This is a genomic window from Paenibacillus sp. IHB B 3415 (genome assembly GCF_000802655.2).
Lineage (GTDB): Bacteria > Bacillota > Bacilli > Paenibacillales > Paenibacillaceae > Paenibacillus_AQ > Paenibacillus_AQ phytohabitans.
The window spans coordinates 151,535-178,300 of the sequence record NZ_JUEI01000006.1; the positions used below are offsets into that span (position 1 = coordinate 151,535).

20 protein-coding genes and 1 pseudogene are annotated in these 26,766 nt (G+C 50.1%); 12 read left to right on the top strand and 9 right to left on the bottom strand.

Annotated elements, in window-relative coordinates; genetic code table 11:
• The first annotated feature begins 174 nt into the window (after positions 1-174).
• The 6 genes from QW71_RS03870 to QW71_RS03895 all read left to right on the top strand — a co-directional run bounded on the left by QW71_RS03870 (position 175) and on the right by QW71_RS03895 (position 7,933).
• Positions 175-1,776, top strand: a complete 1,602-nt coding sequence (locus QW71_RS03870) for an extracellular solute-binding protein (protein ID WP_039293473.1) — start codon at positions 175-177, stop codon at positions 1,774-1,776.
• Between the two features lie 107 nt (positions 1,777-1,883).
• Entirely contained in the window at positions 1,884-2,795 is a 912-nt protein-coding gene (locus tag QW71_RS03875) for a sugar ABC transporter permease (RefSeq protein WP_039293478.1), read from the top strand.
• Between the two features lies 1 nt (position 2,796).
• Positions 2,797-3,663 carry a carbohydrate ABC transporter permease gene (locus tag QW71_RS03880; RefSeq protein WP_039293479.1) on the top strand — a complete coding sequence of 289 codons (867 nt, stop codon included), beginning with the start codon at positions 2,797-2,799 and terminating at the stop codon, positions 3,661-3,663.
• A 59-nt stretch (positions 3,664-3,722) separates the two neighbouring features.
• Entirely contained in the window at positions 3,723-5,555 is a 1,833-nt protein-coding gene (locus QW71_RS03885) for a sensor histidine kinase (RefSeq protein WP_039293480.1), read from the top strand.
• Positions 5,552-6,310 carry a helix-turn-helix domain-containing protein gene (locus QW71_RS03890; protein WP_039293481.1) on the top strand — a complete coding sequence of 253 codons (759 nt, stop codon included), beginning with the start codon at positions 5,552-5,554 and terminating at the stop codon, positions 6,308-6,310. The genes QW71_RS03885 and QW71_RS03890 overlap by 4 nt, the downstream gene beginning before the upstream one ends.
• 39 nt (positions 6,311-6,349) lie before the next feature.
• Positions 6,350-7,933 carry a glycoside hydrolase family 43 protein gene (locus QW71_RS03895; protein WP_039293483.1) on the top strand — a complete coding sequence of 528 codons (1,584 nt, stop codon included), beginning with the start codon at positions 6,350-6,352 and terminating at the stop codon, positions 7,931-7,933.
• A 629-nt stretch (positions 7,934-8,562) separates the two neighbouring features.
• Here QW71_RS03895 and QW71_RS03905 read toward each other — a convergent pair.
• The 8 genes and pseudogenes from QW71_RS03905 to QW71_RS03935 form a co-directional block, all read right to left on the bottom strand.
• Entirely contained in the window at positions 8,563-9,939 is a 1,377-nt protein-coding gene (locus QW71_RS03905; protein ID WP_039293488.1) for an LLM class flavin-dependent oxidoreductase, read from the bottom strand.
• A 42-nt stretch (positions 9,940-9,981) separates the two neighbouring features.
• The gene (locus tag QW71_RS03910; protein WP_047013603.1) at positions 9,982-10,977 is read right to left on the bottom strand and encodes an ABC transporter ATP-binding protein; all 996 of its coding nucleotides are present in this window, start codon (positions 10,975-10,977) and stop codon (positions 9,982-9,984) included.
• A gap of 3 nt (positions 10,978-10,980) precedes the next feature.
• On the bottom strand, positions 10,981-12,018 hold the full coding sequence (locus QW71_RS41190; RefSeq protein WP_235441383.1) for an ABC transporter ATP-binding protein: 1,038 nt from the start codon (positions 12,016-12,018) through the stop codon (positions 10,981-10,983).
• A gap of 42 nt (positions 12,019-12,060) precedes the next feature.
• Positions 12,061-12,936, bottom strand: a pseudogene (locus QW71_RS41195) (ABC transporter permease); the annotation flags it as partial.
• A gap of 25 nt (positions 12,937-12,961) precedes the next feature.
• Complete coding sequence (locus tag QW71_RS03920; protein ID WP_152679689.1) at positions 12,962-13,906, bottom strand: ABC transporter permease; 945 nt, start codon at positions 13,904-13,906, stop codon at positions 12,962-12,964.
• An 82-nt stretch (positions 13,907-13,988) separates the two neighbouring features.
• On the bottom strand, positions 13,989-15,593 hold the full coding sequence (locus tag QW71_RS03925) for an ABC transporter substrate-binding protein (RefSeq protein WP_039293492.1): 1,605 nt from the start codon (positions 15,591-15,593) through the stop codon (positions 13,989-13,991).
• A gap of 159 nt (positions 15,594-15,752) precedes the next feature.
• The gene (locus QW71_RS03930; protein WP_039293494.1) at positions 15,753-16,943 is read right to left on the bottom strand and encodes an amidohydrolase; all 1,191 of its coding nucleotides are present in this window, start codon (positions 16,941-16,943) and stop codon (positions 15,753-15,755) included.
• A 35-nt stretch (positions 16,944-16,978) separates the two neighbouring features.
• Positions 16,979-17,665, bottom strand: coding sequence for a carboxymuconolactone decarboxylase family protein (locus tag QW71_RS03935; protein WP_052769880.1), 687 nt, complete (start codon positions 17,663-17,665; stop codon positions 16,979-16,981).
• Between the two features lie 166 nt (positions 17,666-17,831).
• On the opposite strand from QW71_RS03935, the gene QW71_RS03940 reads away from it, so the two are divergent.
• From QW71_RS03940 to QW71_RS03960, 5 genes are all read left to right on the top strand, one after another.
• Positions 17,832-18,713 (top strand): LysR family transcriptional regulator, encoded by an 882-nt coding sequence (locus tag QW71_RS03940; protein ID WP_039293497.1) that lies wholly within the window; start codon positions 17,832-17,834, stop codon positions 18,711-18,713.
• Positions 18,714-18,902: 189 nt separating this feature from the next.
• Positions 18,903-20,276: an LLM class flavin-dependent oxidoreductase gene (locus QW71_RS03945; protein WP_039293500.1), complete on the top strand. Its 1,374-nt coding sequence runs from the start codon at positions 18,903-18,905 to the stop codon at positions 20,274-20,276.
• A 46-nt stretch (positions 20,277-20,322) separates the two neighbouring features.
• Positions 20,323-20,562 (top strand): hypothetical protein, encoded by a 240-nt coding sequence (locus QW71_RS03950; protein WP_039293502.1) that lies wholly within the window; start codon positions 20,323-20,325, stop codon positions 20,560-20,562.
• 69 nt (positions 20,563-20,631) lie between these two features.
• Complete coding sequence (locus QW71_RS03955) at positions 20,632-22,749, top strand: serine hydrolase (protein ID WP_039293505.1); 2,118 nt, start codon at positions 20,632-20,634, stop codon at positions 22,747-22,749.
• A gap of 246 nt (positions 22,750-22,995) precedes the next feature.
• A complete protein-coding gene (locus QW71_RS03960; protein WP_039293508.1) occupies positions 22,996-23,640 on the top strand; it encodes an SDR family oxidoreductase in 645 nt (214 codons plus the stop codon).
• Positions 23,641-23,744: 104 nt separating this feature from the next.
• Here the strand turns inward: QW71_RS03960 and QW71_RS03965 are convergent, their stop codons facing one another.
• Positions 23,745-25,730 (bottom strand): beta-galactosidase, encoded by a 1,986-nt coding sequence (locus QW71_RS03965; protein WP_083442418.1) that lies wholly within the window; start codon positions 25,728-25,730, stop codon positions 23,745-23,747.
• A 115-nt stretch (positions 25,731-25,845) separates the two neighbouring features.
• Between QW71_RS03965 and QW71_RS03970 the strand changes: the two genes are divergently transcribed.
• Positions 25,846-26,688 carry an AraC family transcriptional regulator gene (locus tag QW71_RS03970; protein WP_039293509.1) on the top strand — a complete coding sequence of 281 codons (843 nt, stop codon included), beginning with the start codon at positions 25,846-25,848 and terminating at the stop codon, positions 26,686-26,688.
• Positions 26,689-26,766 lie beyond the last annotated feature (78 nt).

The window sequence follows — 26,766 nt, forward strand, 5'->3', positions numbered from 1 at the left end:
GTTTGACTGAATAAAGTAAACGATTTCAGAGACCCTAAAAACACCTTAGTAAAATCCTAAATCTCCTCGTTTAAGCCAGCATGCCAATAGTATATTCTAAATGCAAGCGCAACCATAAATATCTGAAACACAAATTCTGCGCTACTTAACTAATATTAGAGGGGGAACATCAGTATGCTCAGAAAGAAACTTTTTGGCTCTATCATGATTGCGGCATTGCTGCCAGGTATTATTGCTGGCTGCTCGTCGAACAATAATGAAAATGCCGGGCAGACGAACATTGCTCAAACGACGAATACAGAAAGTACGCAGGGGGCGACAGACGGTAAACTTGTCGATCTCGAAGTTTGGTGGGCGAATACGGGCTATAAGGGAATTGAGAAAGATAGTCCGTTATACAAACAATACGCTGATTTGTTTGGCGTTGGTGTTATCAGCCCATATGTAGAATGGAATGGCGGCACTGACTACTTGAACACTCTCAATATGAAGATTGCTGCTGGGGAAATGCCCAATGTATTTCTTCCCTGGAACGGAAATGAAACCGATCTTGCCAAAAATGGTGCCATTGCGGATTTGACTGACTTGTTGCCTGAATATGCACCCAATCTATGGAAGCTGATCCCAGAGGATGTATGGAATGTAGTCAAGGCGAATGACCCAACTGGGAAAGGAAGAATATACTGGATTCCAGGTATTAAAGGGTATGAGAGAACCACGGGAATGATCCGCAAGGACTGGCTGGACACATTAGGATTGCAAATTCCAAAGACACAAGATGAATATGTAAATGTTTTGAAAGCGTTTAAAGAACAAGATCCTAACGGTAATGGCACAGCGGATGAAGTTCCTACCGGTGGCAGACAAAATGCCCGGTGGATGGATCACCTCTTCAACATGTATGGTGTAGCGATGGTCGAAGGTTATCCGGATTGGGATATTTATAATGGGGAATTAACATACTCTGCGGTTTCGCCAAATATGAAGGATGCTCTTGCTTTTATTGCCAAACTTTATAAGGAACAGTTGATGGATCAAGAGACATTTCTTAATGACAAGGCGGCTTGGGATGGAAAAGTTGATGGGAATTTAGTCGGAAGCTATTTCCAATGGGCTGAGACATCCTATCTACATCTGGGTCTCATTGAACAATCTTCTGGCGTGAAGGCCGACTTTTCGGTACTTCCGGTTCTTGAAGCTCCGGGATATGAGGGGCAAGGGTTTATCACTACTAAGCAAGTGGGAAATCCTGAATGGGTTGTAAGTGCTCAACAGGATGATGAACACCTGAAAGCGAGCTTGAAATTCCTCGATGGTATTGCTGACCAATCTAAATGGATGGACATTTACTGGGGAGCGGAAGGCATGCATTATAGTGTAGCAGATGGTAAAAAAACCAAGTTACCTGATGATAAGAGTACGCAACAAAATCGTCTGACCGCATACGATCAATTTGGAAACATCGAATTCAAAGAGCAATTGCTGACTGAATCAGCATCAGAAAGTGATAAATGGCAATTTGAACAAAGCATTCGCAACATGAAGGATCTCCAGCAGTACGTAAAAATAATTGCTGGTGACGGTTTACCTTCTACCGTATATACCGATTATCCGGATATCAAGAATTATACGCTCTGGTATGAATATGCGACAAAAATTATTATCGGAACCTATTCCATCGATAAGTTTGATGAGTTTGTGGATAAGTGGAACAGTTCTGGTGGGGCAGAAGTGACAAAAAGGGCAAGAGAATGGTATGCCAAACTGCAAAAGTAAACGGACATAAAATAGAAATTTAAGAAGAATGGGCAGTTTGATTACTATCGGATTGTCCATTTCTTTCTTAAAACGAATAAATAAACAGGATGGAGTGGAGAATCCATATGCAAGCTACTGGTCGATTTTATCAGCATGCACGAAAATGCTGGCCGTTGTATCTCATGGCTTTGCCGGGTTTAGTTTTTTTCATAGTCTTACGCTATATTCCTCTCGGAGGATCTATTATCGCTTTTCAAGATTATTCGTTATTTAAAGGAATCGCAGATAGTCCGTGGGTAGGATTCAAACATTTCAAGATTTTATTTGATTCTCCTGATTTTTACCGTATTTTTGCAAATACGCTGATCCTCGGCTTTTTAAAAGTCGTTGTCATATTTCCGGTACCGCTGATATTGGCTCTTATGATTAACGAAGTTCGGGCTGTATTACTGAAGAAAGGGATTCAAACGGCACTTTATATTCCTCATTTCTTGTCTTGGGTAATAATTGCGGGTATTGCCTTCGACATGTTCTCATTAAATGGGATATTCAATACGGTGCGGGATTGGTTTGGTTATGGACCTAATTTGATTATGCAGGATGAACGCTATTTTCGATGGATATATGTATTTACCTCCATATGGAGGGAAGCAGGTTGGGGAACAATCATTTATTTGGCAGCTATAAGTGCAATGGATCCCCAAATCTACGAGTCAGCCACAATTGATGGTGCTTCCAGAATGAAGCAAATCCGGCATATTACATTACCACTCCTCCTGCCAACTGCTTTAGTGCTTTTCTTGATTAATCTCGGAAGTTTCCTTGATTTAGGTTTTGATCAAGTCTTCACTTTGCTTACGCCAATGACTTATTCCGTCGGGGATATTATTGATACTTATGTGTATCGGTCAGGTATTCAGGAAGCGCGGTACAGCTTTGCGACAGCAGTCGGTCTGTTCCAAGCCATTATCGGTTTTGTACTTGTGTATGTTTTCAACCGGATTTCCAAAAAAGTTACCGGCGGGGGGTTATGGTAATATGTCGATGTCCTTTAGTGAGAAAGTCATTCAGAAATGCATCGTTGCTTTTCTAATTCTATTATCAGTAATTGCTCTAATTCCACTGCTTTCCGTTTTGTCTGTTTCATTCAGCTCAAGGGTTCCGGTGGAACTGAATCAGGTGACGATTTGGCCGAAAGGGTTTACACTGGACTCATGGAAATACGTGCTTGACCGGCCTGACCTATGGAGATCATTCGGAGTAACGGCAATTGCGACCATTGTCGGAACCGTTCTGAGTCTGTTAATTACCGCTTTGTTAGCCTATCCGCTTACCAAAAAAGAGTTTACGATTGGGAAAGTTGTTATGCTTGCCGCAGTTATTACAATGGTATTTAAGGCTCCGCTTATTCCTTACTTTTTGACAATGAAGAATATTGGACTGTATGACAATCCGTTAGTGCTGGTTATTCCGCATATACTCACTGCCTATAATCTAATTATTATGCGTACCTTTTTTCTGGAATTCCCGAGTGAGCTTGAGGAAGCTGCGGTTGTCGAAGGAGCAGGGTACTTCCGTTTGCTGTTCAACATTGTGCTCCCGTTGTCCAAGGCCGTACTCGCTACACTTGGTTTATTCTATGCAGTGACAATTTGGAACCAATTCCAGCATCCGCTAATATTCATCCAGAATCCGGACTGGTATCCACTGCAGATCAAAATAAGACAGTTTATTACTAGTGACAATGAGCTGCAAATTGTGGGCAATATGTCGCAACTGAACTACAGCGCCAGAACGCTTCGTGCAGTTACCATCGTTTTTGCAATCGTTCCGATCCTATTGATTTACCCTTACTTACAGAAGTACTTCACTAAAGGCGCGATGCTGGGTTCCGTAAAAGGATAAGCTATAAACTCATCCTGTCGCCCTGACTTTCCATTTTGAATTTGAAGGCGGGAGACAGCATGATTATTAGCACGATACGTCGGCGAATCGGGGAAATGAAGCTGCGAAACAAGTTGATGTTCAGTTATTTCGTTGCTTCAATTATTCCTACCATTGTAATTGGCGTAACTATTTATCATTTATCTGCAAAAAGTGTGGAGGATGCTTCAAGGGAATTTGCTTCGATGTACATCTCACAGGCGACTACGAACTTAAACGATTTCGTTGACCGGTACAACCGGTCAACGCGTTCAGTTCTGCTGGAAACAGATATTATGGATATTCTAAACAAGCGTAATCCGTTAACGATGGAGGAGTCGATTGAGACCCAAACAATGATCTCACGGTATTTCGGACGGGTGTCTATGGAATACCCAGAGGTTGAAACAGTGATGCTCGTTAGCGCAGGTGGAACGATTTATCACTATACCAAGGATCCCGATAAGGTAAATACAGACCGATTACTGGAGCAGGTGTGGTATAAGCGCATTCAGGAATCGGAAACAGCACTTTTTATCACCCCGGTGCATGATAAAAGCTATTACGGAAAATCAAAAGACGATGCGACGTTTACGGTCGGAAGAATACTCCGTAACTATAACGGATCCTACGCCGGGATGATTTTGTTAGATATGGACCCTGCTCATCTGATAAATCTGAACGAGGATTTCCTAATGCTAGGCAACCGCTATAACATCAAGATGATTATTACCAATGATGAAGGCGAGTTAATATATCATTCTGATGGTGCCACTGGAAAGACAGCATGGAAGGACATTATTACCGACAAATACTTTGCTGATCTTTCTGGGACCGGGAAAGCCAATATTGTGTTGTCAAAAGATGCGGATGACGGGAGACTGCGGATAATTACGGAGATTCCTTTAAAAAATCTTCTGGCTACCATCAGTAACATCAAACATGTGACGATCTGGTCTATTATGGTTTTCCTGTTTTTCATTGCTCTATTATCAATCCTGTTTAGCTATAAAATTACCAAACCGGTGCTGAATCTGCGCCGCAGCATGAAGCAGGTGGAGCTTGGCAATTATACATCCCTTATTCAGACTCCACTCGCAAACGATGAAATCAGTAATCTGGTTAAGAGCTATAACAAGATGATTGTTAAAATCAAGGAGCTTATTGAGGATGTTTATTTGGCCGGGTTAAAGCGCAAACAGGCTCAATTTCTTGCTCTACAAGCGCAAATTAATCCGCATATGCTTTATAACACGTTAGAATCAATCCGGATGAGGGCTGTGGTGAAAGAGCAGGATGACATTGCTGAAATGATCAAGATTTTGGCCCGTATGTTCAGACATTCTTTAGGCAAACAACATAAGCACAATCTAGTCAGGCATGAGGTAGAATATGCCGCGAATTTTTTATTTCTGCAGAATATCCGGTATGATAACCGGTTTGTTCTAGATGTGCGCTTGAGCGACAGAGTATTAGACACCTCCATTATTCCACTTGTTTTTCAACCTATCATTGAGAACAGCATCAAACACGGCTTTCACAATTACGAAAGTCAACTGCATATTACGATAGAGGAAGAATTCACTGAGTCAGGAGATGTCTTGATTCGAATTACGGATGATAGGTTCTCCATGACTGCCGATAAGGCATTAGAAATTAATGAACTTCTGTGCTTGTCTGATTCAGGTGGAATGTATCAGAGTACGGATGAAGGGAATGCTGACGGTGGGATTGGACTATACAATATAGCAGAACGTCTCAGGCTACAGTACGGTGAAACTTACGTTCTAAGGGTACGTTCGGATGAAGAGGCCGGAACAGTGGTGGAAATGCGAATTCCACTTCAGGATGACATCGAGGGGGAACTGAGTTGAACTATACTATAGTTTTGGTTGATGACGAAAAGGGGATTATTGATGGGTTAAAAGTCATTATACGACGTTACTTACCCCAGTGTGAAGTTATTGGCTTCGCTTACGATGGGGACGAAGGGTTTGAGCTTGTACGTCGTTTGCAGCCCCATATCGTAATTACAGATATCCGGATGTTGCAAGTTGACGGACTGGAGATGATTGAAAAGCTGAAAAAGGAAGGTATAGCCTCTAAGTTCATTATCCTCAGCGGTTATGCTGAGTTTGAGTATGCACGCAAAGGGATGTATCTGGGTGTAAGATATTATTTGAATAAGCCCATTGAGGAAGATGAACTTCAAGAATGCACGCAACAGATCATCAATGAAATTGAACAAGAGCGAATTAGCGGTGAATTGCTCACAGAATACCCGCCACCTGCTAAGGAATCATTTACTAGAAAAGATATTATTACTGAAATTAAGCACTATGTCGCCAATAATTTCGACAAGAATATAAGCCTTGCAGATTTATCTAACCGATTCTATTTGAATCTGAATTATTTAAGCCAACTCTTCAAAGAAAAAACCGGACAGAACTATCTCGAATATTTGACACAAGTCCGGATGGAGCGGACGAAGGAACTGCTTACCGGAACTGATCTGAAAATTTATGAAATTGCTCAAAGGGTAGGATATAACGATCCAACACATTTTTCAAAAGTCTTTGAACGTTTGGTAGGCTGTAAGCCGACTGAATACAGAAAATCTCAATGCTAGAAAGCTAAATACTGTCACTTCTGTGGAAGGAGCACTATAATGATTGAAAATCCAATACTTACAGGTTTTAACCCGGATCCATCTATAGTTCGTGTTGACGGGGACTATTATATCGCGACCTCAACATTTGAATGGTTTCCAGGTGTACAGATTCATCATTCAAGAGATTTGAAGCACTGGCGGCTACTTACTCATGTTCTTACAGAGGAATCACAGATTAATATGGTCGGAGATCCCGACTCTTGTGGAATTTGGGCACCTTGTTTGACATATGATAACGGTCTTTTCTATTTAATTTATACGGATGTAAAGAGCCGCTTAGGTGTATTCAAGGATACACATAATTATCTGGTCACATCTCCGTCTATTGAAGGTCCATGGTCTGATCCAGTCTATCTGAATAGCAGCGGATTTGATCCATCGCTTTTCCATGATGAGGATGGACGGAAATGGCTAGTCAACATGCTATGGGATCACCGCACTAAGCACAATTCATTTGGAGGCATCGTACTTCAGGAATATAGTGTGCAGCAGCGGAAACTGATCGGAGAGCGAAAGAATATTTTTCTGGGAACTCCAATCAAATCAACTGAGGCACCACATCTGTACAAGCGAAATGGATACTATTATTTATTGACCGCTGAAGGCGGTACCGGTTATGAACACGCAGCAACGATGGCGCGTTCTAAAAGTATAGAAGGACCTTATGAGATAGACCCGCAAAACCCGATCTTGACTTCTTCGAAACGGAAAGAGTTGTATCTCCAAAAAGCGGGGCATGGCTGTATAGTGGAAACTCAGGCTGGAGAATGGGCTATGGTACATTTGGTCGGAAGACCTGTAGCTGATGATTTCTGCATCCTTGGCCGTGAAACAGCTATTCAAAAAATGGAGTGGAATGAAGAGGGATGGCTTCGGATTAAAGGAGGGGACAATGCTCCGAATCATAGGATTCAAGAGTTTTCTTTGCCGGAGCATACTTTTCCAGCCGAGCCGGATACCGATCATTTCATTAGCAGTAAATTGGGTATCCATTGGAGTACGCTAAGGTTACCTGCAGAGGAAACATGGCTTACTCTGACGGAGCGTCCAGGCTATTTGCGCTTACGGGGTAGAGAATCTTTTAACTCGAAACATCGTCAGAGTCTTGTCGCCCGGCGCCAGCAAGGGATGAACTGTGAAGCGGAGACTATGCTGGAGTTTCAGCCGGATCACTTTCAGCAGATGGCCGGAATGGTATTATACTACGACACTCAAGATTATGTATATTTGCGGGTCAGCCGTGATGAACTCCTAGGCAAATGTCTTGGAATCGTCCGCTCTGTGAATGGAAAGTGGGAAGAGTTTTCTGATTCGGAAATTTCTATTGAACAAGCTGAGAGCTGCAAGTTGAAATTCGTCATCATAGGCCGGGAAGCCTGTTGTTATTATGCCATAAATGGTGGGGAATGGACGCCCATCGGTCCCAAGTTGGATATTCTGCATCTTTCAGATGAGGGCGGGGATTTTATAAGGTTTACAGGGAATTTTATAGGTCTATGCGTTCAGGATTTAAGTGGTACTGGCAAGCATGCAGATTTTGATTACTTCCGCTATACTGAGCAATCAATTAATCCTTCATAATACCGGTTATGTTGAGACATACACTCCGGATGGAGGCCAGAATGAAGTTTTAATTAATTTTCCTTGATTAATTCATCTTCATTTATTTAATCCCACCATTTAGGTCACCCAATATAATTTGGATGACCTTTTTTCTGTAGAAATTTACTTTTGAACTACATATTATTTAAACTAATTTCATTGGATTAGTGTAATATGGCTATATAGAAATAGGATGACTAAACATAACTTTTCAAATACTGGAAAGGAATGGAGGGGTTGTATTATGAACTTACTCAAAATATTAATAGGAATTGTGAATATTTTGAACTTTTTAACAATTATCTTTCCTAACAGGCTATTATTCATTCTTAGCTTTATAGCGGCGTTAGTGTTGGCTTCAATTGATATATACTTTAAGCCAACCAAAAGGAAGATCTTAATTTATATTTCCTCTGCAGTCCTGTTACTTATTTTGTATTTTTCTCTATAAAGCTGCTTGTATAGTTAATACATATCTTCAGGCACATGGTAAATAACTCAACGTGGAAAATGAAACTTTTTTTAAATGAGGCGTATGCCACGAACTTGACGTTTCTGAATTATCAAAAAAGACCATGTTCATAGAGATACCTCAATAATCTTATAGCTTATTCCTGCGTCAGCCGTGAGGGGTCACGGAACTCAGCGCCCGGATGGTGATCGGGCAGGCGGGAGGCACCTTTTCCGAATAGACGCTCCCTGAAGGTACCTTCCTCATATTCCTCTTTAAAAATACCCCGCCGCTGCAATACAGGGACGACCAGATCGATGAAGTCCTCATAGGAAGCAGGCAGAATGTAAGGCTCCAGATTGAATCCGTCGAGGTCTGTCTCTTCGACCCAGTATTGCATTTTGTCGGCCACTTCTTCGGGGGTGCCAATCACGGTCAAGCCGCGGAAGCCTTTCTGCAGGAAGTCCTCCGCTACCTCACGGACAGTCTTTTTCGTCTTGCTGTGCTTGGTAAACCGGTCGGTATGGGTCTGACCCATCTCGGTGTGGATATTCTCGAAATAGGAATCGGGATCGAGCTGGGTCAGGTCGATGCCTGTGACATTGGCATAGCTGGACAGCGTCGCTTCTGTACTCTGATAGGAGAGGTACTCCGCATGCTTGCGCTCGGCTTCCTCCTTGGTCCGCCCGACAACGACCGACAGACCCGTGAATACTTTAACGGCCGAAGGGTCGCGGCCATATTCGGCAGCTCTGCGGCGGATGTCGCTGATCTGATCCCGCAGCACTTCAAGGGTCGGCGCTTTCAGGAAGATGCCCTCGGCATGCTTGGCAGCGAAAGCGCGGCCCCGGTTCGAGCTGCCCGCCTGAAAGATAACCGGTGTCCGCTGCGGGGAAGGCTCGGTCCCGTGATAGCCTGTAAGCTTAAAGTATTTGCCTTCATGAACGATTTTGTGCACTTTGGCCGGGTCAGTGTATACGCGGTTCTCGCGGTCGATAAGCACGGCATCATCCTCCCAGCTGCCCTCGAACAGCTTGTAGCTGAGACTCATATATTCGTCCGCCATATCATAACGCTCGTCATGGGGCAGGAACAGATCCTCGCGTCCGAACAGGTCAGCAGCAGACTTGTTGCTTGTGGTCACGACATTCCAGCCAATCCGGCCGTTTGTAACATGGTCAAGCGAGGAGAAGCGCCGCGCATTCGAGTAGGGGGCTTCGTAGCTGGTCGAGGTCGTCATCGTGAATGCCAGATTCTTGGTAACCATGGCGAGCGCGGGAATAAGCATCATCGGGTCATTTCCGGGCAAGCCGGTTGCTTCCCGGAAGGCCATCTCCGTCCGCTGCTTCGGGTAGCCGTACGTATCGGCGAAGAACATGAAGTCGAACTTTCCTCTCTCAAGCAGCTGGGCGATGTTCTTCCAGTACTCAATCTTGCTGTAATGGACGCGCTGTTGGTCAGGATGTGCCCAGATCCCCTGGGTAAGATGGTTGACACTGTTGACCTCGAATACGCCGAGATGGATCTTTTTCATGTTAATTCCTGCCTTTCTTGGTGATTGGGTTGGAGGATGGCTCTAAATCAAATGGCATGCGGCAAAATGGCCGGCGGCCGCTTCCCTCTGGACCGGTGTCTCGGTGCGGCACCGGTCCATGGCGTACGGACAGCGGGTATGGAAGGCACATCCGGAGGGCGGGTCCAGCGGTGAAGGAAGGTCGCCCTCCAGAATGATGCGCTGGCGCCGTGCTGCCGGGTCCGGTACGGGAACAGCCGAGAGCAGGACTTGTGTGTATGGATGAAGCGGGTTCGCGAACAGGCTGTCTGTATCCGCCTCCTCAACCAGCTTGCCAAGATACATAATCCCGATGCGGTCGGAGATGTGCCGGACGACAGCAATGTCGTGGGCGATGAACAGATAAGTGAGCTTCAGCTCGGCCTGCAGCCGGCGCATCAAGTTAATGATCTGAGATTGGATAATAACATCGAGTGCGGATACGGGCTCGTCGCAGATGACGATCCGCGGATTAAGGATGAGCGCGCGGGCAAGTCCAATCCGCTGCCGCTGTCCGCCGGACAGCTCGTGGGGCAGCCGGTAATAGTGTTCCATCTGCAAGCCAACAGTGTGGAGCATCTCCATCGCATGCAGGGTCCGCTCCTTTGGCGTACCGATGCGGTGAATGGCCAGTGCCTCCTCCAGCGCCTGACCGATAATCTGGCGGGGATTCAGAGAGGAGAAGGGGTCCTGGAACACCATCTGCAGCTCACGGCGGTAGGTCTGAAACGCTTTGCGCGGCTGCTTGAACAGGTCGACCCCCTGATAGAACGCTTCTCCCTCTGTAGGCTCTGTCAATCGGAGCAGCGACTTGCCCAGCGTGCTCTTGCCGCAGCCGGATTCCCCGACCAGTCCGTACGTCTCTCCTTCCCGGAGGTCAAAGGAGACACCGTCGACGGCCTTGACGACGGACTGGCGGAAGCCTGCCTGATTTGCGGCGGAGTAATATTTCTTCAGACCGTTGACCCGCAGAAGCGGCGCGGCCGCTAATTCCCTGTGTTTTATCGTTGTCGTTATCATCTGTCAGGCCTCCATTCCACTCAGCTTACCGGCATGCCAGCATCTGACTAGGTTATCGCTGCCCGGCAGCGCGGCAAGCTCAGGCATAGCGGTCCGGCACTTGTCGTCCGCATAGGAGCAGCGCGGCGCGAACCGGCAGCCCTGCGGAATCTGATCAAGGGAGGGGACACTTCCCGGAACGGCAGCCAGCTCTTGTGAGCGGTCTCCGTCCAGACGGGGAACCGATTGCATCAGCCCGATCGTGTAAGGATGAAGCGGCTTCTCGAACAGGGTACGGACGTCGCCGCTCTCGACCACCTGGCCAAGGTACATGACGACGACCCGGCTGCATGCTTCGGCCACGACGCCAAGGTCATGTGTGATGAGCATGACGCTCATGCCCATCCTGCGGTTAAGGTCTAAGATCAGCTCCAGAATCTGTGCTTGAATGGTTACGTCCAGTGCAGTCGTCGGCTCATCGGCAATGAGCAGCTGCGGCTCGCAGGCAAGAGCGATGGCAATCATAACGCGTTGGCGCATGCCGCCTGAGAGCTGATGGGGATATTCGCGTGCTCTCCGTTCGGGAGCAGGAATACCGGTTAGCCGCAGCAGCCCGACGGCCTTAGTCCAGGCCTCTTTTTTGCCAATGGGCCGGTGCAGCCGCAGCGTCTCTACGATCTGCTCTCCAATGGTGTGAACCGGATTCAGAGAGCTGAGCGGGTCCTGAAAGATCATAGAAATTTCATTGCCGCGGACACTGCGCATCTGTTTAGGGGTGAGCTTAAGCAGATCAATGCCGTTGTAGCGAATCTCCCCTTCGTAGCCAGCGAGCCTTTTCTCGTCGAATAGCCGCAGTACGGACTGGGCAGTGGCACTTTTGCCGCACCCGGATTCCCCGACGATCCCTACGACCTCTCCTTTGCCCACCTCGAATGATACCCCGTCCACCGCCGGTATCCGGCCGCGTTCCGTATGGAGCTGAGTCTTAAGCTCTCTAATCTGCAGTAGCGGCTCGTCCGCCGCAGCGGAACCCGCTTGAAACGGAACGGGACGCTGTTTCAGCGGTTGGACCAAGCGTTTGGTCAACGAACGGCGGGCATGGGGATCAAGCAGATCCCGCAGCCCGTCGCCGAACAGGTTCATCGCGAGCACGACGAGGACAAGGGCAAGGCCGGGAAAGAGGGTCATCCATGACGAGTTGTAAATATACAGCTTGCCGTCCGACAGCAGGTTTCCGAGACTTGGCGTCGGAGCGGGAATGCCTGCACCAAGGAAGCTGAGCGCCGCCTCCACGATAATTGCCTCGGCAAAGATGAAGGAGCCTTGAACAATAAGCGTGGACAGGGAGCCGGGCAGAATATGCTTCCAGATAATCCGGTTGTGTGACGCGCCCAAGGTATGCATGGCTTCAATATAGGTCGTCTCCTTGGCAGTCAGCACCGAGGAACGGACGATCCGGGCAATGGAAGGGACGAAGACAATGATCAGGCAGAGGATCAGATTGCCGACGCTCGGTCCTAGTGCGGCCATCATTGCTATCGCCAGCAGCACGGCCGGAAAAGCGAATAGACCATCCATCACGCGCATCAGAATTTGATCCAGCCATTTGAAATAGCCGGCGTACAGGCCAATTACGAGACCAATTGCCGACGAACCAAGCGCGACCGCGAAGCCGACTTCGGCCGACATCCGCGTTCCGTATACGACCCGTGTCAACAGGTCGCGGCCAAAGTTGTCCGTACCGAACGGATATACGGCGCTTGGAGCCTTAAGGCGGTTGACGACGTCGATGGCGTAGGGATCGCGGCTTGCGATCCAAGGCGCGAACAGCGAAACGGCAGCGACCAGTGCAATGAGCACACTGCCGGTAACCGCGGCCCTGTTGACCAAGAATCTCCGCACGAACAGTTTGCGGTTCTCCCGCTTCAGGCGGAGCCTGCGGGCAGCCAATTCATCCGCCTTTATGTCCAATAGGGGCATTAGCAATAGTTCTCCTTTCCCTCCGTTATTTGAGTCTGACCCTCGGATCGACGATCGTGCAGAGCAGATCCACGACGAGATTGACCATTACATAAGCGAAGGCGACGAACAGGATAACCCCTTGGATAACCGCGTAATCCCTTCGCTGTACCGAGTTGACAAGCAATTGTCCCATACCGGGGATATTAAAGATGGATTCAATGACGGCTGCTCCGGCAAGCAGAGCGCCAAATGATCCGCCAATTACCGTCAATATCGGCAGCAGCGCGTTGCGCAGGACGTGACGGTATACGATGCCCTGCTCGCTGACGCCTTTGGCAAGCGCCGTCTTGACGAAGCCTTCGTTCAACACTTCAAGCATCGAGGAGCGGGTAACTCTTGCCAGCAAGGCGGCCTGGACAATGCCGAGCGAGAGGGCCGGCAGGATCAGATACTTCAGGTGTGTTATCAGGCCGTCAGAGAGCGGCTTGTAACCGGACACGGGAAGCCACTTAAGTTGTACGGAAAAAAGCAGCACCGTGAACATGCTGAGTACGAACCCGGGAACCGTGATGCCAAACAGCGAAAATCCTGTCAACGCCTTGTCCGCAAGCTCTCCTCTTCTGGAGGCTGCACGAACACCGAAGGGAACCGCGATGACAATGGCGATAATCTCTGCCAGCACGGCAAGCGAGAAGGTCGGGCCCAGATGCTCGGCCAGCGCTGTGTGGACCGGCTGCCTCATGAAGTAGGAGTCGCCAAGCTCACCTTGCAGCGTATGTCCGATCCACCGCAGATATTGCGGGAGAAGAGGCAGGTTCAGACCCATTTGCTCCCGCAGCGCCTCAATCGTTTCCGGACTGGCGCCATCGCCAAGCATGACGGCAGCCGGATCACCGGGAATCAGATAGATGATGAGGAAGACGATCACGGACAGGACGAAGAGTACAGGAATCATGGCCAGCAGCCGTCTTGTGATGTAAAATGCCAAGAATGGCGCCTCCTTCCAGGCGGGTAATGAAGGACAAGGGCCGCATGCAATCCCTGGGGGATTCATGCGGCTCCTGTTTGCTTTATTTGGACAGTTTCGTATTGGCCAGGTTTGGATAACCTGCCAGCGTGGTCAATCCTGTCAGCTTGTCACGTGTTGCGCTCTGGGAGTAGGTGTCACCGATCTTGACGGCGGCGAGATATTCCCACTCGTATTGCTGCAGCGCATCGTTGGCTGTCTTGATCTCCTCCGGTGTGGAAGCTGCGGTCAGCTGCTTGGTCAGCTCAGCGAGCTTAGCATCTTCAGCGAAGCCGTAGGTCGGATTCAGGTAGAGCAGCTGGGAAGGGGTGGATGGCATTGTGAACAGTCCAACATAGATGTCCCAGGCGTTCGGGTCAGCGCGTTTTTTCAGCAGGGTCGCGAAGTCGTTGATATCCAGCTTGGTCTTCACACCGATGGCTTCAAGTTCCTTCTGGAGGACGATTGTTGCGTTATAGAAGGAGCCGCCGAGCTCTTTGGTCGTAAGCAGGTTTACTTCCTGGCCGCTGTAGCCGGCTTCTTGAAGCAGCTGCTTCGCCTTATCCGGATTCTTCTGATTATAGTTCTCCTTGCCGGCTTCGCTGTACCAGGTCGTATTCTCCGGATACATGTAGCTCGGGTTGAGGCGGTACAAGTCCGGAGAATTCACTGTTCCAAGCAGAATCTCGTCGGCGTCCAGCACGGCGGCTACCGCTTCGCGGTATTTGACGTTCGAGAACAGCGGAGACTTCTTATTGAACACAAGGTTGATATCCGATCCGAGGTTCTTGTTCACCGTCACACCTGCAAGGCCTTCAACCTGCGGCAGATTGTCCAGGGTGACATCAACGTAATCGTAAGTGCCCGCGAGGAACGAAGAGAAACGTGTCGCGCTGTCTGTGACGATATCGAAATAGATATCCTGGAGATAGGCCTCCTTCTTGCCGGAGAGACCGGAAGCGGGGGTGTCGACGGATTGATAGTCATCGAACTTTGCAACATGTACGTACTGGTCCTGCTTCCATTCGATGAGCTTGAACGGGCCGGTACCGATGTATTCCTTCACGCCGTCCGGACCGGCTGCCTCTACGACTTCATTGGGCAAGATCGCGGCATTGTTAAGCACATGGCTTAATTGAGAGATAATGTCGTTGCGCGGCTCGCTCAGCGCAAGCTCGACGGTGTAATCATCTTTTATCGTAAACTCAGATTCTCCCAGCGAGGCTTGCGCACGGCCGGTCAGTGACTTCCAGCGGTTGAGGGAAGCAGTGACATCCTCCGCCTTCAGCTCTTTGCCGTTGTGGAACTTGACACCCTGACGCAGATGGAAGGTATACGTCTTGCCGTCCTCGCTCAGGTCGTAGGATTCAGCCAGCATCGGAACCGGATTGAAGTTGGCATCGAAGGCGAACAGCCCTTCAAAAATATTCAGCGTTACATACACATTGGTATTAAGCGACAAGTGCGGGTCCAGCGTCGGCACCTGCTGGGCGAGCGGGAAGCGCAGCTCTGACGCCAGGTTCTCCGGGGCCGGCTCAGCCGTTCCGGGAGCGCTGGTATCCGCGCCTGAGGCTGCATTGTTATTACCGTTGCCCGAAGAGCAGCCGTATACGGCGAGCAGCGAGACAAGCAGCAGTACGAAAATGGAATGGCGGTATAGCTTATTCATCTGGTTTCTCCCCTTAGTTTGTCGTCTAAACTTTATTAATCCAATTAGTATAATCGGATTTAATATATTAAAATTAAATATATATGATTTTTTTAAAGATGTATATTGAATCCTTTTAATGGATGCGATCAATAAAACTAAAGTCTGAGAGGATTACGGCTAGGAATCCCAGTCCAGCAGCTTGTCCGCCGCCCGTACGAACAACCGGACACCGGTTTCCAGTGCGGATTCATCGAAAGTGAATTTCGGATGATGATGGGGGTATACAATGCCTTTATCCGGATTGCCGGCGCCGATGTTGACGAACGTACCGGGCACCTTCTGCTGATAGGCGGAGAAATCCTCACCGCTCATGCCTGGAGGTGTATGGATGACGGCATTCTGCCCGACCAGCTCACCCGCAGCTTCTTCAAGGATACGGGTGAGCGCTTCATCGTTAACGACGGGCTCATAGCCGAGGACGTAATCGAATTCGAACTCAGCGCCATGCGCCGCCGTAATGCCCTGCACAATGCGCAGTAATTGTTCATGCGCATCCCGGCGGACCTGCTCCCCAAAGCTGCGGACAGTGCCTTTGAGAATAGCTGTGTCCGGTATAACATTGTGGGATGCCCCGGCAGTGAACTGAGTCACAGAGACAACTAACCGGTCCAGGGGATTCGTGTAGCGGGAGACAATATGCTGCACGTTCGCCACGATCTGGGCGCCGACCGCGATGGTGTCGACAGCCCGGTGGGGGAAGCCGGCATGGCCGCCGTAGCCTTTGATTACAATGGTGAAATTGTCCGGTGAAGCGGCCATGTCGCCGTAGGCTATACCAATCTGCCCGACCGGCAGCTGGGAGGCCAGGTGTTCGCCGAAGACCCAATCCACGCCGTCCATCACCCCCGCCCCGACCAGCTCAATGGCACCGCCCGGCGGCAGCTCCTCGGCATGCTGGAAGATGAAGCGGATCTCGCCGTGCAGCTTGTCCCGCCGCTCTGTAAGCAGCCGGGCCGCAGCCAGCAGCATGGCTGTATGGCCATCATGGCCACACGCGTGCATGACGCCCGGTTTGCTCGAAGCGAACTCGAATTCGTTCTCCTCCAGAATCGGCAGGGCGTCCATATCTGCACGCAGAGCAAGAATCTTGCCCGGCTTCGCGCCGGTCAGCTGTGCGACAACGCTGGTCGGCGTCGGGTGGCTGAGCTCAAGTCCGCCGAAGCTTGCGAGCGTATCAGTAACGAAGCGGGCGGTGTTCTCCTCCTGGAAGGAGAGCTCGGGATGGCGGTGGAGATGCCGCCGCCAGGCAACGAGCTGCTCCGCCAGACCCTCCGGCCAGTCTTCCCGATTATTCGTTTGCCCTGTCATAGGAATCACCCCTCTCTGTCTGATGCGTATACTGCCTATTCTCTCTCATAGGCCTGCAGGGCGTTTACGCGGTGGGCCATTGCGGAACCGGCTTTGAGCACCGTGGCCACAAGGGTTGTCTCGGCCAGCTCTTCTAGGGTAATGCCTGCCTCCTTGGCGCGGCGGGTGAAGATTTCGATGGAATACGCGCTGCCTTCGACGAGCGCGGCTCCGACCGCAATCAGCAGCTTCTCTTTTTCCGGGATACTTCCGCCGCTCAGTGAAATCTGCAGGAATTCGTGGAATCCGTTGTAAAGGTCCCCGTTCACGTCCTCAAGCTTGTCAGCGAGTTCGATATTGGAGAGCGGGAAGAGATCGGCATCCGTGCTGCCTTGGAACGCCTTCAGCGCATTCGAAGCGTTGAAGAAGGCGGAGTGGGCTTTGACGGCAGCGGCAACAGTCACCGATTCGAAGATTTCCTCGAAGGTGGTTTGCTCGGACTTGGACTTGCCGATGTGGGCTTCGATGCAGTAAGGGCATCCGGTGATATGCGATACGGCAACTGCAATCAGCTCCTTAGTCTTCACAGTCAGCACTCCGGCTGCAAGAGCCTGCTTGTTGAATTCGCCGAATGCCTTGAAGCCTTCGGGAGAGTATGCGAACAGCTTGGCGGAGAAACTCGGGGTGTGGCGGGTATACAGGCTGTTGTTGCTTTCCGGAACTGCGCTGCTTGGATTATTCATAATAGAGCCTCACTTTTTATGGTATTTTTTAATTCATTGTAATCCGCTTGGATTATTTAATGGCTTGTCTGCTATAATAGGGGAAAAGCAACGAGTTGTATAATTGAAATATATAAAGCTTCGGTTTATAAATAGTAAATCGTTGTGATTGGGAGGTGTGACGCGCTTGGAAATTCGACTTATCAAAACCTTTCAAACCATCGTGAAGCTTGGCAATTTTCAACGGGCGGCGGAGGCGCTGCAGTACTCACAGCCCACCATTACGATTCAGATCAAAAAACTGGAGGAAGAGCTTGGTGTCAAGCTGTTTGAGCGGGGCAAGACCATTACACTGACGACGGCGGGCCGCCTGTTCCATGAGAGAGCAGGGTCGCTGCTGCAGGAATACGATGATCTGAACGTCGCGCTGGTTGATTTCATTCAGGGGGAGACCGGCCTTATCCGTGTCGGCGCTTCTGAGCCGTCAGCCAGCAAACGCCTGCCTGACATCCTGGCATCCTTCACCCGGCAGAAGACGAAGGTGCAGACCAAGGTGACGATCGGTACAACGAAAGAGCTTGCCGGCATGCTGCTGGAGGACAGGCTTGACCTGGTATTGTGCAACCAGCCCGATCCGCACCTGGAGCTGGAGTTCTACCCCCTGCTCAAGGAGACCTTCAAGCTGATCGTACCTGATGATCATCCGCTGGCCGGGCGGGAGGATCTTCATCTTAAAGACCTGAAGGATGAGAAATTCCTGTTCACCCCCGGCTCCTGCGCTTTCCGCATCCGGATTGAAGAGATGATTACCAAGCATATAGGCAAGCTTCGCCAGAGCAGTATAGAAGTAGCGGGCATTACCGTGATCAAATACTTTGTCCAATCGAAGCTGGGCATTGCGCTTGCGCCGGAAGTGGCGGTAATGCCGCCGATCCCGGGTACAGTGGTGAAGGATGTAGCCGATCTGATGGAGGGGCCTTCCCTTGGAATTCTGACCCGCCGTAATCAGGCTTCCATGAGCCGGATCAGCCAAGGGCTGGTAGAGGAGATCAAACGGATGTATGCCTGAAACAGCTTTGCCCCGGGCGGGTGCAATCATTGCATTCGCCGGGGGCTTTTGTGCGAAAAGGGGCGGACTTTACTATTTCTAATTGCCGGATTCACTTCTTTCTATTGTACATTCGCCTTGGCATCGGATATCCTCTGTACTTAAAGATATTCATATTCTGTTAACAAACGAATCATAGAGCAGGAAGGAATGAGTTCTCAGGTGAAAAAAATCCATCTAGGCATCTTCGATATCAACACGCTGAATCAGATGACTCAGGGCTTGTGGGCACATCCGGATAATCAGTCCTACCGGTATAAGGAGCTGAATTTCTGGATTGAGCTGGCCCAGCTTCTGGAGCGGGGGTTGTTCGACTTCATGTTCTTTGCCGATTCGTACGGCTATCCCAATCATAAGAGGGAGCTCACCTACCGGGAGGCGGTGTATGCGCCAACCAATGACCCGATGCTCCTGATCCCCGCGCTGGCTGCGGCGACTAAACATCTGGCCTTCGTGACTACGGCATCTCCCGTGTATGAGCTGCCTTTCCCGAACGCCCGCCGGTTCTCGACACTGGATCACCTCACCAATGGCCGGATCGGCTGGAACGTGGTTGCCACAGGAGGGATCAGCGGGGCGGAGGCCTTTGGCCGAAGCGGCATTCTGCCGCACGACGAGCGCTATGAGCAGGCGGAGGAGTTCATGGAAGTCAGCTACAAGCTGCTGGAAGGCAGCTGGGAAGACGATGCGGTTACAGTTGACAAGCTCAGCCGCCGCTATGCCGATTCTTCCAAGGTGCATATCGTCAAGCATGAAGGGCGTTACTTCCAGATGACCGCAGCCCACTCAAGCGAACCGTCGGTTCAGCGGACACCGGTTCTCTTCCAGGCGGGGAGCTCGGACCGTGGACGCGATTTCGCAGCCAAACATGCGGAAGGCGTCTTCCTCAAAGCCCCTACCGTCGAGGCACTGCGCGCACAAGTGCAGGATATCCGCCGGCGGGCGGCAGCCTATGGGAGAGGCCCGGATCAGATCAAGATCTTCACCGGCTTGTCCGCCGTCGTCGGACGGACGAAGGAGGAAGCGCAGCGGAAGCTGGAATCCTACCGGAGTTATGCCAGCAAGGAAGCGGCACTGCTCACCTATGAGACCTCAACGGGCATTGACCTTACAGCCCTTGACCCGGACGCGCTGTTCACCAATTTGCAGACGGAGCAAGGCCGCACCCATACGGAAAGATACACGAAGCACAGCGGCTTCATTCCTACGGTGCAGGACGTCATTGACAACTTTTCGGCCAAGGAATTCCGGGGGATTACTGTGGCGGGCACAGCAGAAGAGATTGCAGACCAAATGCAGTATTGGGTGGAGGAGACGGGAGTGGACGGCTTCAACTTAGAACGTTACGTGCTGCCCGGAGGACACCGCGACTTCATTGAGCAGGTTGTGCCTGTGCTGCAGCAGCGGGGGATATTCCGTGAGCGGTACGAGGAAACGACGCTCCGTGAGCGGCTGTTTGGAAAGGGAGCAATGCGCCTGGCGGATACACATCCGGGGGCAGCTTTCCGGAGGCTTGAGGAATAGAGCTTAGCATTGAAACGTTTTTAAAATGAGGCGTATGCTACGAACCTTGAATAAAGGAAAGAGTGAGACAAGCGCGCTTGAAGCGCCCGGTCTCGCTCTTTTTTTTGGAGATAGAAGGTCAGATTATAAATTTACCCGGCTGGATTTGGAGTACTTCCGCAACAATCCGCTGTTGCAAAAATGCAATTTGCGGAATATCGGTACAGAAGCGGCCAAGAAATTAAGTGTGGACCGGTCGGTTATTTACAGGAAGCTGAAGAAAATGGAAGAGGTGCTGCGGAATTAATTGAACCCATTTCCATGAAATGCCGTAGAAACAACTATATCTACTATTTCATGGAATGGAGTGAAGTGAATGAAGTTGTCATTATTGCGTAACCGTTCTGCCTTTTGGACGAGGACAGTGCTTGCTGCTGCCCTGATTCTGACGCTGGCGGCCCCGGCAGTACAAGCGTCTGCCGCTCCTCCGGCATCTGCACCACCGGCGTCTGTAACCGGACAAGCCAAACCGCTAACGACGGAGAATGCCGCAGCATTCCTCAAGCAATTCTTCAGCTCGGATGATGTGAAAGCGCAGCTTGCCGGTGCGGTTGTCATTGTGGTTAAGGATGGCAAGACGGTGATTGAAGAGGGCTTTGGCTACGCTGACAAGGCGGCCAAAACAGCGGTAGACCCGGATGAAACGGTCTTCCGCATGGCCTCGGTATCCAAAACCTTTACTGCCGCTGCCGCCATGCAGCTGGTAGAGCAAGGCAAAATCGATTTGAAAGCGGATTTTCAGACCTATACCGGACCGATTGTCTTCGACAATCCCTTTGGCGTTCCGGTAACGGTGGAGGATCTGCTGACCCACACCACCGGCTTCCGGATTCAGGACCCGAAGCCGGAAGATATCAACGATGATTTCGAAACCAAGGTATCGATTGAAGATTATGTGCTGCGGAATATGCCGCCGGTTGTCCGTGAGCCGGGGACTTCCTACATGTATGACAACTTCGCTTCATTGCTGCTCGGTCTGGTGGTGGAGAAAGCCAGCGGCGAGCCTTATGAGGATTACATGGAGAAGCATGTGTTTGCCCCGCTGAATATGAATTCAAGCGGCTTCCTGCTGGAAGGCAAGCTGAAAGAAGAGCTTGCTACCGCCTATGATGCCACCGGCAAGGCGCTTGATCTGTATACAGTAACTCCGACTGTTATGCCGCATGGAGGTATGCTCTCTACTGCGGATGATATCGGCAAGTTCATGACGGCTTTTCTGAATGGGGGCGCTTCCGGGAATAACCGCATTCTGGCTGCAAGTACCGTAGATGCCATGGAAGAATACCGTTCCTCCATCCATCCGTTACTGCCGAACACCACCTACGGCTTCGAAGCACCGATTCAGCTTCCCGGTGCAGGCAGCAGCCCCAAGATTATCACCAAAGCAGGCGATTTAATCGGCTTCAGCACTTATATGTTCCTGATCCCGGAGCAGAACACCGGGGTGTTCATTGCCTATAATCAGCAGAGCGCACTGCGGGAAATGTTCTATCCGGCGTTCATCCAGGCGTTCTTCCCGCAATACGCCGCACCGGCGAAGCTGGACACCTTCCAGCCGTTGAGTGCAGAAGCTCTGGATGCGTTCACCGGATACTATGCGGATCTCCGTCTCAAGAGCCTGGTCTCTACAGTTGCTGTGCATGAGAGTGCGCTTACCATTAGCGATGCCTTGCTGGGCACCCGCCAGCTGCGCCAGGTAGACGATAATCTGTTCATTGATGAGCTTACCAAGAAATTTACCGGTTTTGAATTGACGCCGGGCGGACAAGGAGCTTATCTGAAAGAGCCGTACCTTAATCCTTACAGCTATGCGCAGAAAGGGCCGGATGGCGTTGGTTATGCGGATGTCTCTGCGAGCCATCCTTATGCGATTCCGGTTATGATGCTGCAGTCGCTGGGCTATCTGCCGAATGATGTGACGCTCCGCTTCGAGCCTGCGGCGGGAATTACGCGTGCCCAGTATGTGCGGCTGATGCTGGAGAGCAGCAGTGTCAAAGAGAGCAAGACCACGAAGCTGGCGTTCCCTGATCTGCAGGGACATCCGGATGCCGGCTATATACAAATGGCTGTAGAACTCGGAATGGTGGAGGGAACAGCGGGCGGAGAATTCCAGCCTGACCGGGTCATCTCCCGCCAGGAGGCGGCGGTCATGGTATGGAGACTGCTCAGTGCACAGTACCCGGATAAGCTGTTCCAGGATGTGAAGCTGGCCGGTAATACGGATAAATGGGCAGCTCCGGCAGTAAAGATGGCCGTAGCTCTGGGCTTATACGGACCGGACATCAAGGCGGATGCCAAAGGCGCTGTTGACTTCAAGTCCAGAGAAGCCCTAAGTAAACAGGAGAATGCTGCCATTCTGTATGCCCTGTTCACGAAGCCGATGGATCAGATCGTGGCTGGACTGGCGGAGAAATCCGGCGAAGCGGGTAAATAATCTTTACTCAAAGAAGAGCACATTCTAAAGGATGTGCTCTTTCTTTGTATTCAAATGTACTTCTTCAACAGCAGCTTGTTGAACCCATAGAAACATCTGGACAGAAAACATCTTTTAGGTTAAAAATTTAATCTTTGGCGGAATTCACTGTATATCATTTGGTTCGTGTGGATACCTTAATGAATCGCGCAGGCTACATGCTGTGATATTAAGTTAATTGAAAAAAATTGATTGAGGAGTGATTAGATGAAGGTTTTGGTTGTAGGTTCGAATGGTCAAATTGGCCAGAGACTCATCAGACTTTTGAAAGAAAGCAGTGAGCACACAGTCCGTGCAATGGTTCGGAAACAAGAGCAAGCGGATGCTTATGAAAAACAAGGCATAGAAACGGCTCTTGCAGACTTAGAAGGGAGTGTAGATTCCATTGCAGATGCCGCAAAGGAATGCGATGTTATCGTATTTGCTGCCGGTTCTGGTGGTAAAACGGGAGATGATAAAACGCTGTTAATAGATCTTGATGGAGCCGGAAAAGCAATTGAAGCAGCTGAACAAGCAGGCATTGACCGATTTATTATGGTAAGTGCAATACAGGCAAATAATCGGAAAAACTGGCATAAGAATATCCTGCCCTATTATGCAGCGAAGCATTATGCAGATAGAGTATTGGAAAGCAGCAGTTTGAACTACACAATCATAAGACCCGGCATTCTTTTGAATGAATCCGGTACTGGCAAAGTGGCTGCAGCAGAGAACATCGTCTATGGTAGTATCCCTCGTGACGATGTAGCACTTGCTATTGTGAAGGCTTTAAGTGAGAAGAACACCTATAGAAGGACATTTGATATAATTTCTGGTAACGACCCAATTGATGATGCATTGAAAAAAATCTAAAGATGAATCACTCTGGATATTCCAGTAATGGCCGTTGGAAGGCTTGATGAGATTCTAAAATAGAAAGTGAGACAGCTCTTTGCAATGAAGTAAGCTGCTGTTTCCTATAAAGTTAGAATATCTACTCCCATAGCTGGCAGCATCACCTTCTGCTCCGATCTCTTGCTCGTCAACAAGCTGCGATAGGGAACGTCAAGCGTAACCTCTCGTTGCTCATTCGTCAAATTGATCAGGAACAGGAAGCTATCCTTACCCTTCGATCGAATCGACAGCTCGACACCTTCCGGCAGCTGGAGCTTGGGCGCAAGGTCCTTTTCCTTCAATATTCCTTCGAACAGCTGATAGAAATACGATGGCTCCGGCCAAGTGCCGACATAATACACTTCACCTTCACCAAGCTTATTGACAGTAACTGCCGGTATCCCCTCGTAAAAGTCGTTGTCATACCAGGCAATCGGTTCTGCTCCTCGCAGTTCCAGCAGATCGCACCATTGCTTCGCAGCGAATGTCTGGCCCTCCGCGTTCCGAATCCGATGCTCGCTGTTGCCAATCGCATCATACTCACTAACGACAACCCCCGCTGCGTCCGCCAGCAGCCCCGGGAGAGGCAGCATCTCACATACATTCCTCATGTTCTTCACACCTGTCCGATTGGTGAGGACCACCGTGCCGCCCCCGGCTGCGAAGCGCTCCAGCCGCTGCACTATTGCTTCATTTAACAGAAAGAGGGAAGGGACAATGACCAGCTTGTAGCCATCGAGCTCCTCGGTCCAGTTGATAACGTCCGTACCGACGCCCATTTTCAAAAATGCATTGTGCATAGAGGATAAGTTGTCCATATAATGCATTCCCCCCTCCGCTTGCGCCTGGAGGGAAAGCGCCGTATGCTGATCATGCGAATGCAGAATCGCAACCTGGGTAACGATTGTTGAGCCGGCCAGCAGTTCTCCCAGCTGGTTCACCTCACGAGTAAGCTCTGCGAACTCCCTGAACCTCCGTCCAGGAACATTGCTATGGTCGATAAGCCCATGCCAGAACTGTTCGGCTCCGGCAGCAGCATTCCGCCAGCGGAAATGAACGACCATGTCGGCGCCGCGGGCGATTGTCTGCCAGGATCGGGCGCGGATCAGTCCGGGATAAGGGGTGCGCTGAATTGGCATCCAGGCGCCCTGCGCTCCGCTCAGCTGCTCCATGACCCAGAAATTGCGGCGCTTGATGCCGCGAACCAAGTCTAGCGATAGCGCTCCGTTCCTCGGAAACCGGTCGCCATAATCACGATACAGCTCATTCGGATAATAATCGACCGAGGCGAAGTCCAGCTCTTTGTAGAGATCATAATAGTCCAGGCTATTCGGGTATTGCCACATGTTATGCGTCACGAATTGGCCTGGACAGTTGCTGCGTAGAATTTCAAGCTGCCATCCCAGCAGATAGCCTACGCTGTCCGAGCAGAACCGCTTGTACTCCAGAAGGTAGGAAGGATTCATCGGCTTGCTGGTACCAAGTGGCGTCGTTACCTCGGCCCAGCTGCTGTACTCCCCGCTCCAGACGACCGTGCCCCACTCCCGGTTCAGCTCTTCCAGACTGGAATAACGCTTTTGCAGCCAAGCGACAAATGCACGATTGCACGTATCGCAATGGCATTCCTGGTAGTGCATCTCGTTATCGATTTGCCAGCCAATGACGGCGGGATGCTTCGCATAGCGCTGTGACATCGCTTCCACAAATTTGGAGCCCAGTATTCTCAAGGAATAGCTGTTGTTGCAACGATGTCCACGCACACCCGGCCGGATGATTTGACGTTGCTCATCCATTGGCAGCACATCCGGATAACGGGTTGTCATCCAATTCGGCGGGGTATTGGTAGGGGTGCATAACACAATCTCCATGCCGCGCGCGGCGAATACTTCTATAGCCGAATCCAACCATTCAAAGCGATAATCACCCTCGGTCGGTTCCATTCGGCTCCAGGCGAACTCCGCCATGCGTACAACAGCAACCCCCGTCTCTTGCATAAGCGCTGCATCCTTCTCCCATAGCTCAGGAGTCCATTGCTCTGGATAATAATCAATTCCGATCTTAATCGTCATCCTGTAATCTCCTTTGTTCATCAATATATTGCGATTATATGCTATATTAATTGGAGTGAATATCTTAAATAATTAATGCGATATAATAATATTAAGATTTAGGAGAGTTGGAGGCATGCCTCATCCCAATCGCGCTTTTCCCGTACTATCCGCCCGGGACAAGCTGCTCCCTTTTTATTTGCTTGGTATTGGTCTGCATCATGAACAGGAGCATATACGCCGAGACCCGGGCATTCAGGACTATCAGTGGATTCAATGCCGCAGTGGCGAGGGCAAGCTCAAGCTGAGTGAAACGGAGCATATCGTCAAGCAAGGCATGGGCATGCTGTTGTTCCCCGGCCAGAAGCACGAATATTATGCTTTATCAGGGAGCTGGGAAGTCGACTGGATCATCTTCGATGGCAGCGGGTCAGCGGGCTTGTTTGAAACAGTCGGCATTGTAGACACATGCGTATTCACGCTCGCATCACCTGAATATCTTTTATCCCGATTGCGGGAGCTGCTGCAAGCTGCTCTTACGCCGCAAGCACAAACGTTAAACAATTATGCCTGCTCCGCCATCCTCTATACTTTATTGACAGAGATTATTCAGCGCGTCTCTGTCGAGGGCAGTGATACCGTCGGTCAGCAGTATGAGCGGTTAAAGCCGGTCATGGACTACATTGACCAGCATTATGCTGAAGAGATTACTTTGCAGACGCTCGCCGGTCTGATGTGCGTCACGCCGGAATACTTCTGCCATTTGTTCAAGAAGACGACAGGCATTCGTCCCATCAGTTATATCAATCAGGTAAGGATCAATAAGAGCAAGGAACTGCTGCTCGACAATGTGCAGTGCGGGATGCAGGATATTGCTCATCAAGTCGGCTTTGAATCTGCCAGCTATTATGGCGCAATCTTCAAGAAGCTGGAACGGCTCACACCCGGCGCCTTCCGCCGCAGCTACCAGAAGTCGTAGCATATATACGATCTTCATCTAACATACTATAGAAATTCAGGACGGGGGTTTACTCCTCGCGTTAAGACAGGCGGCAAA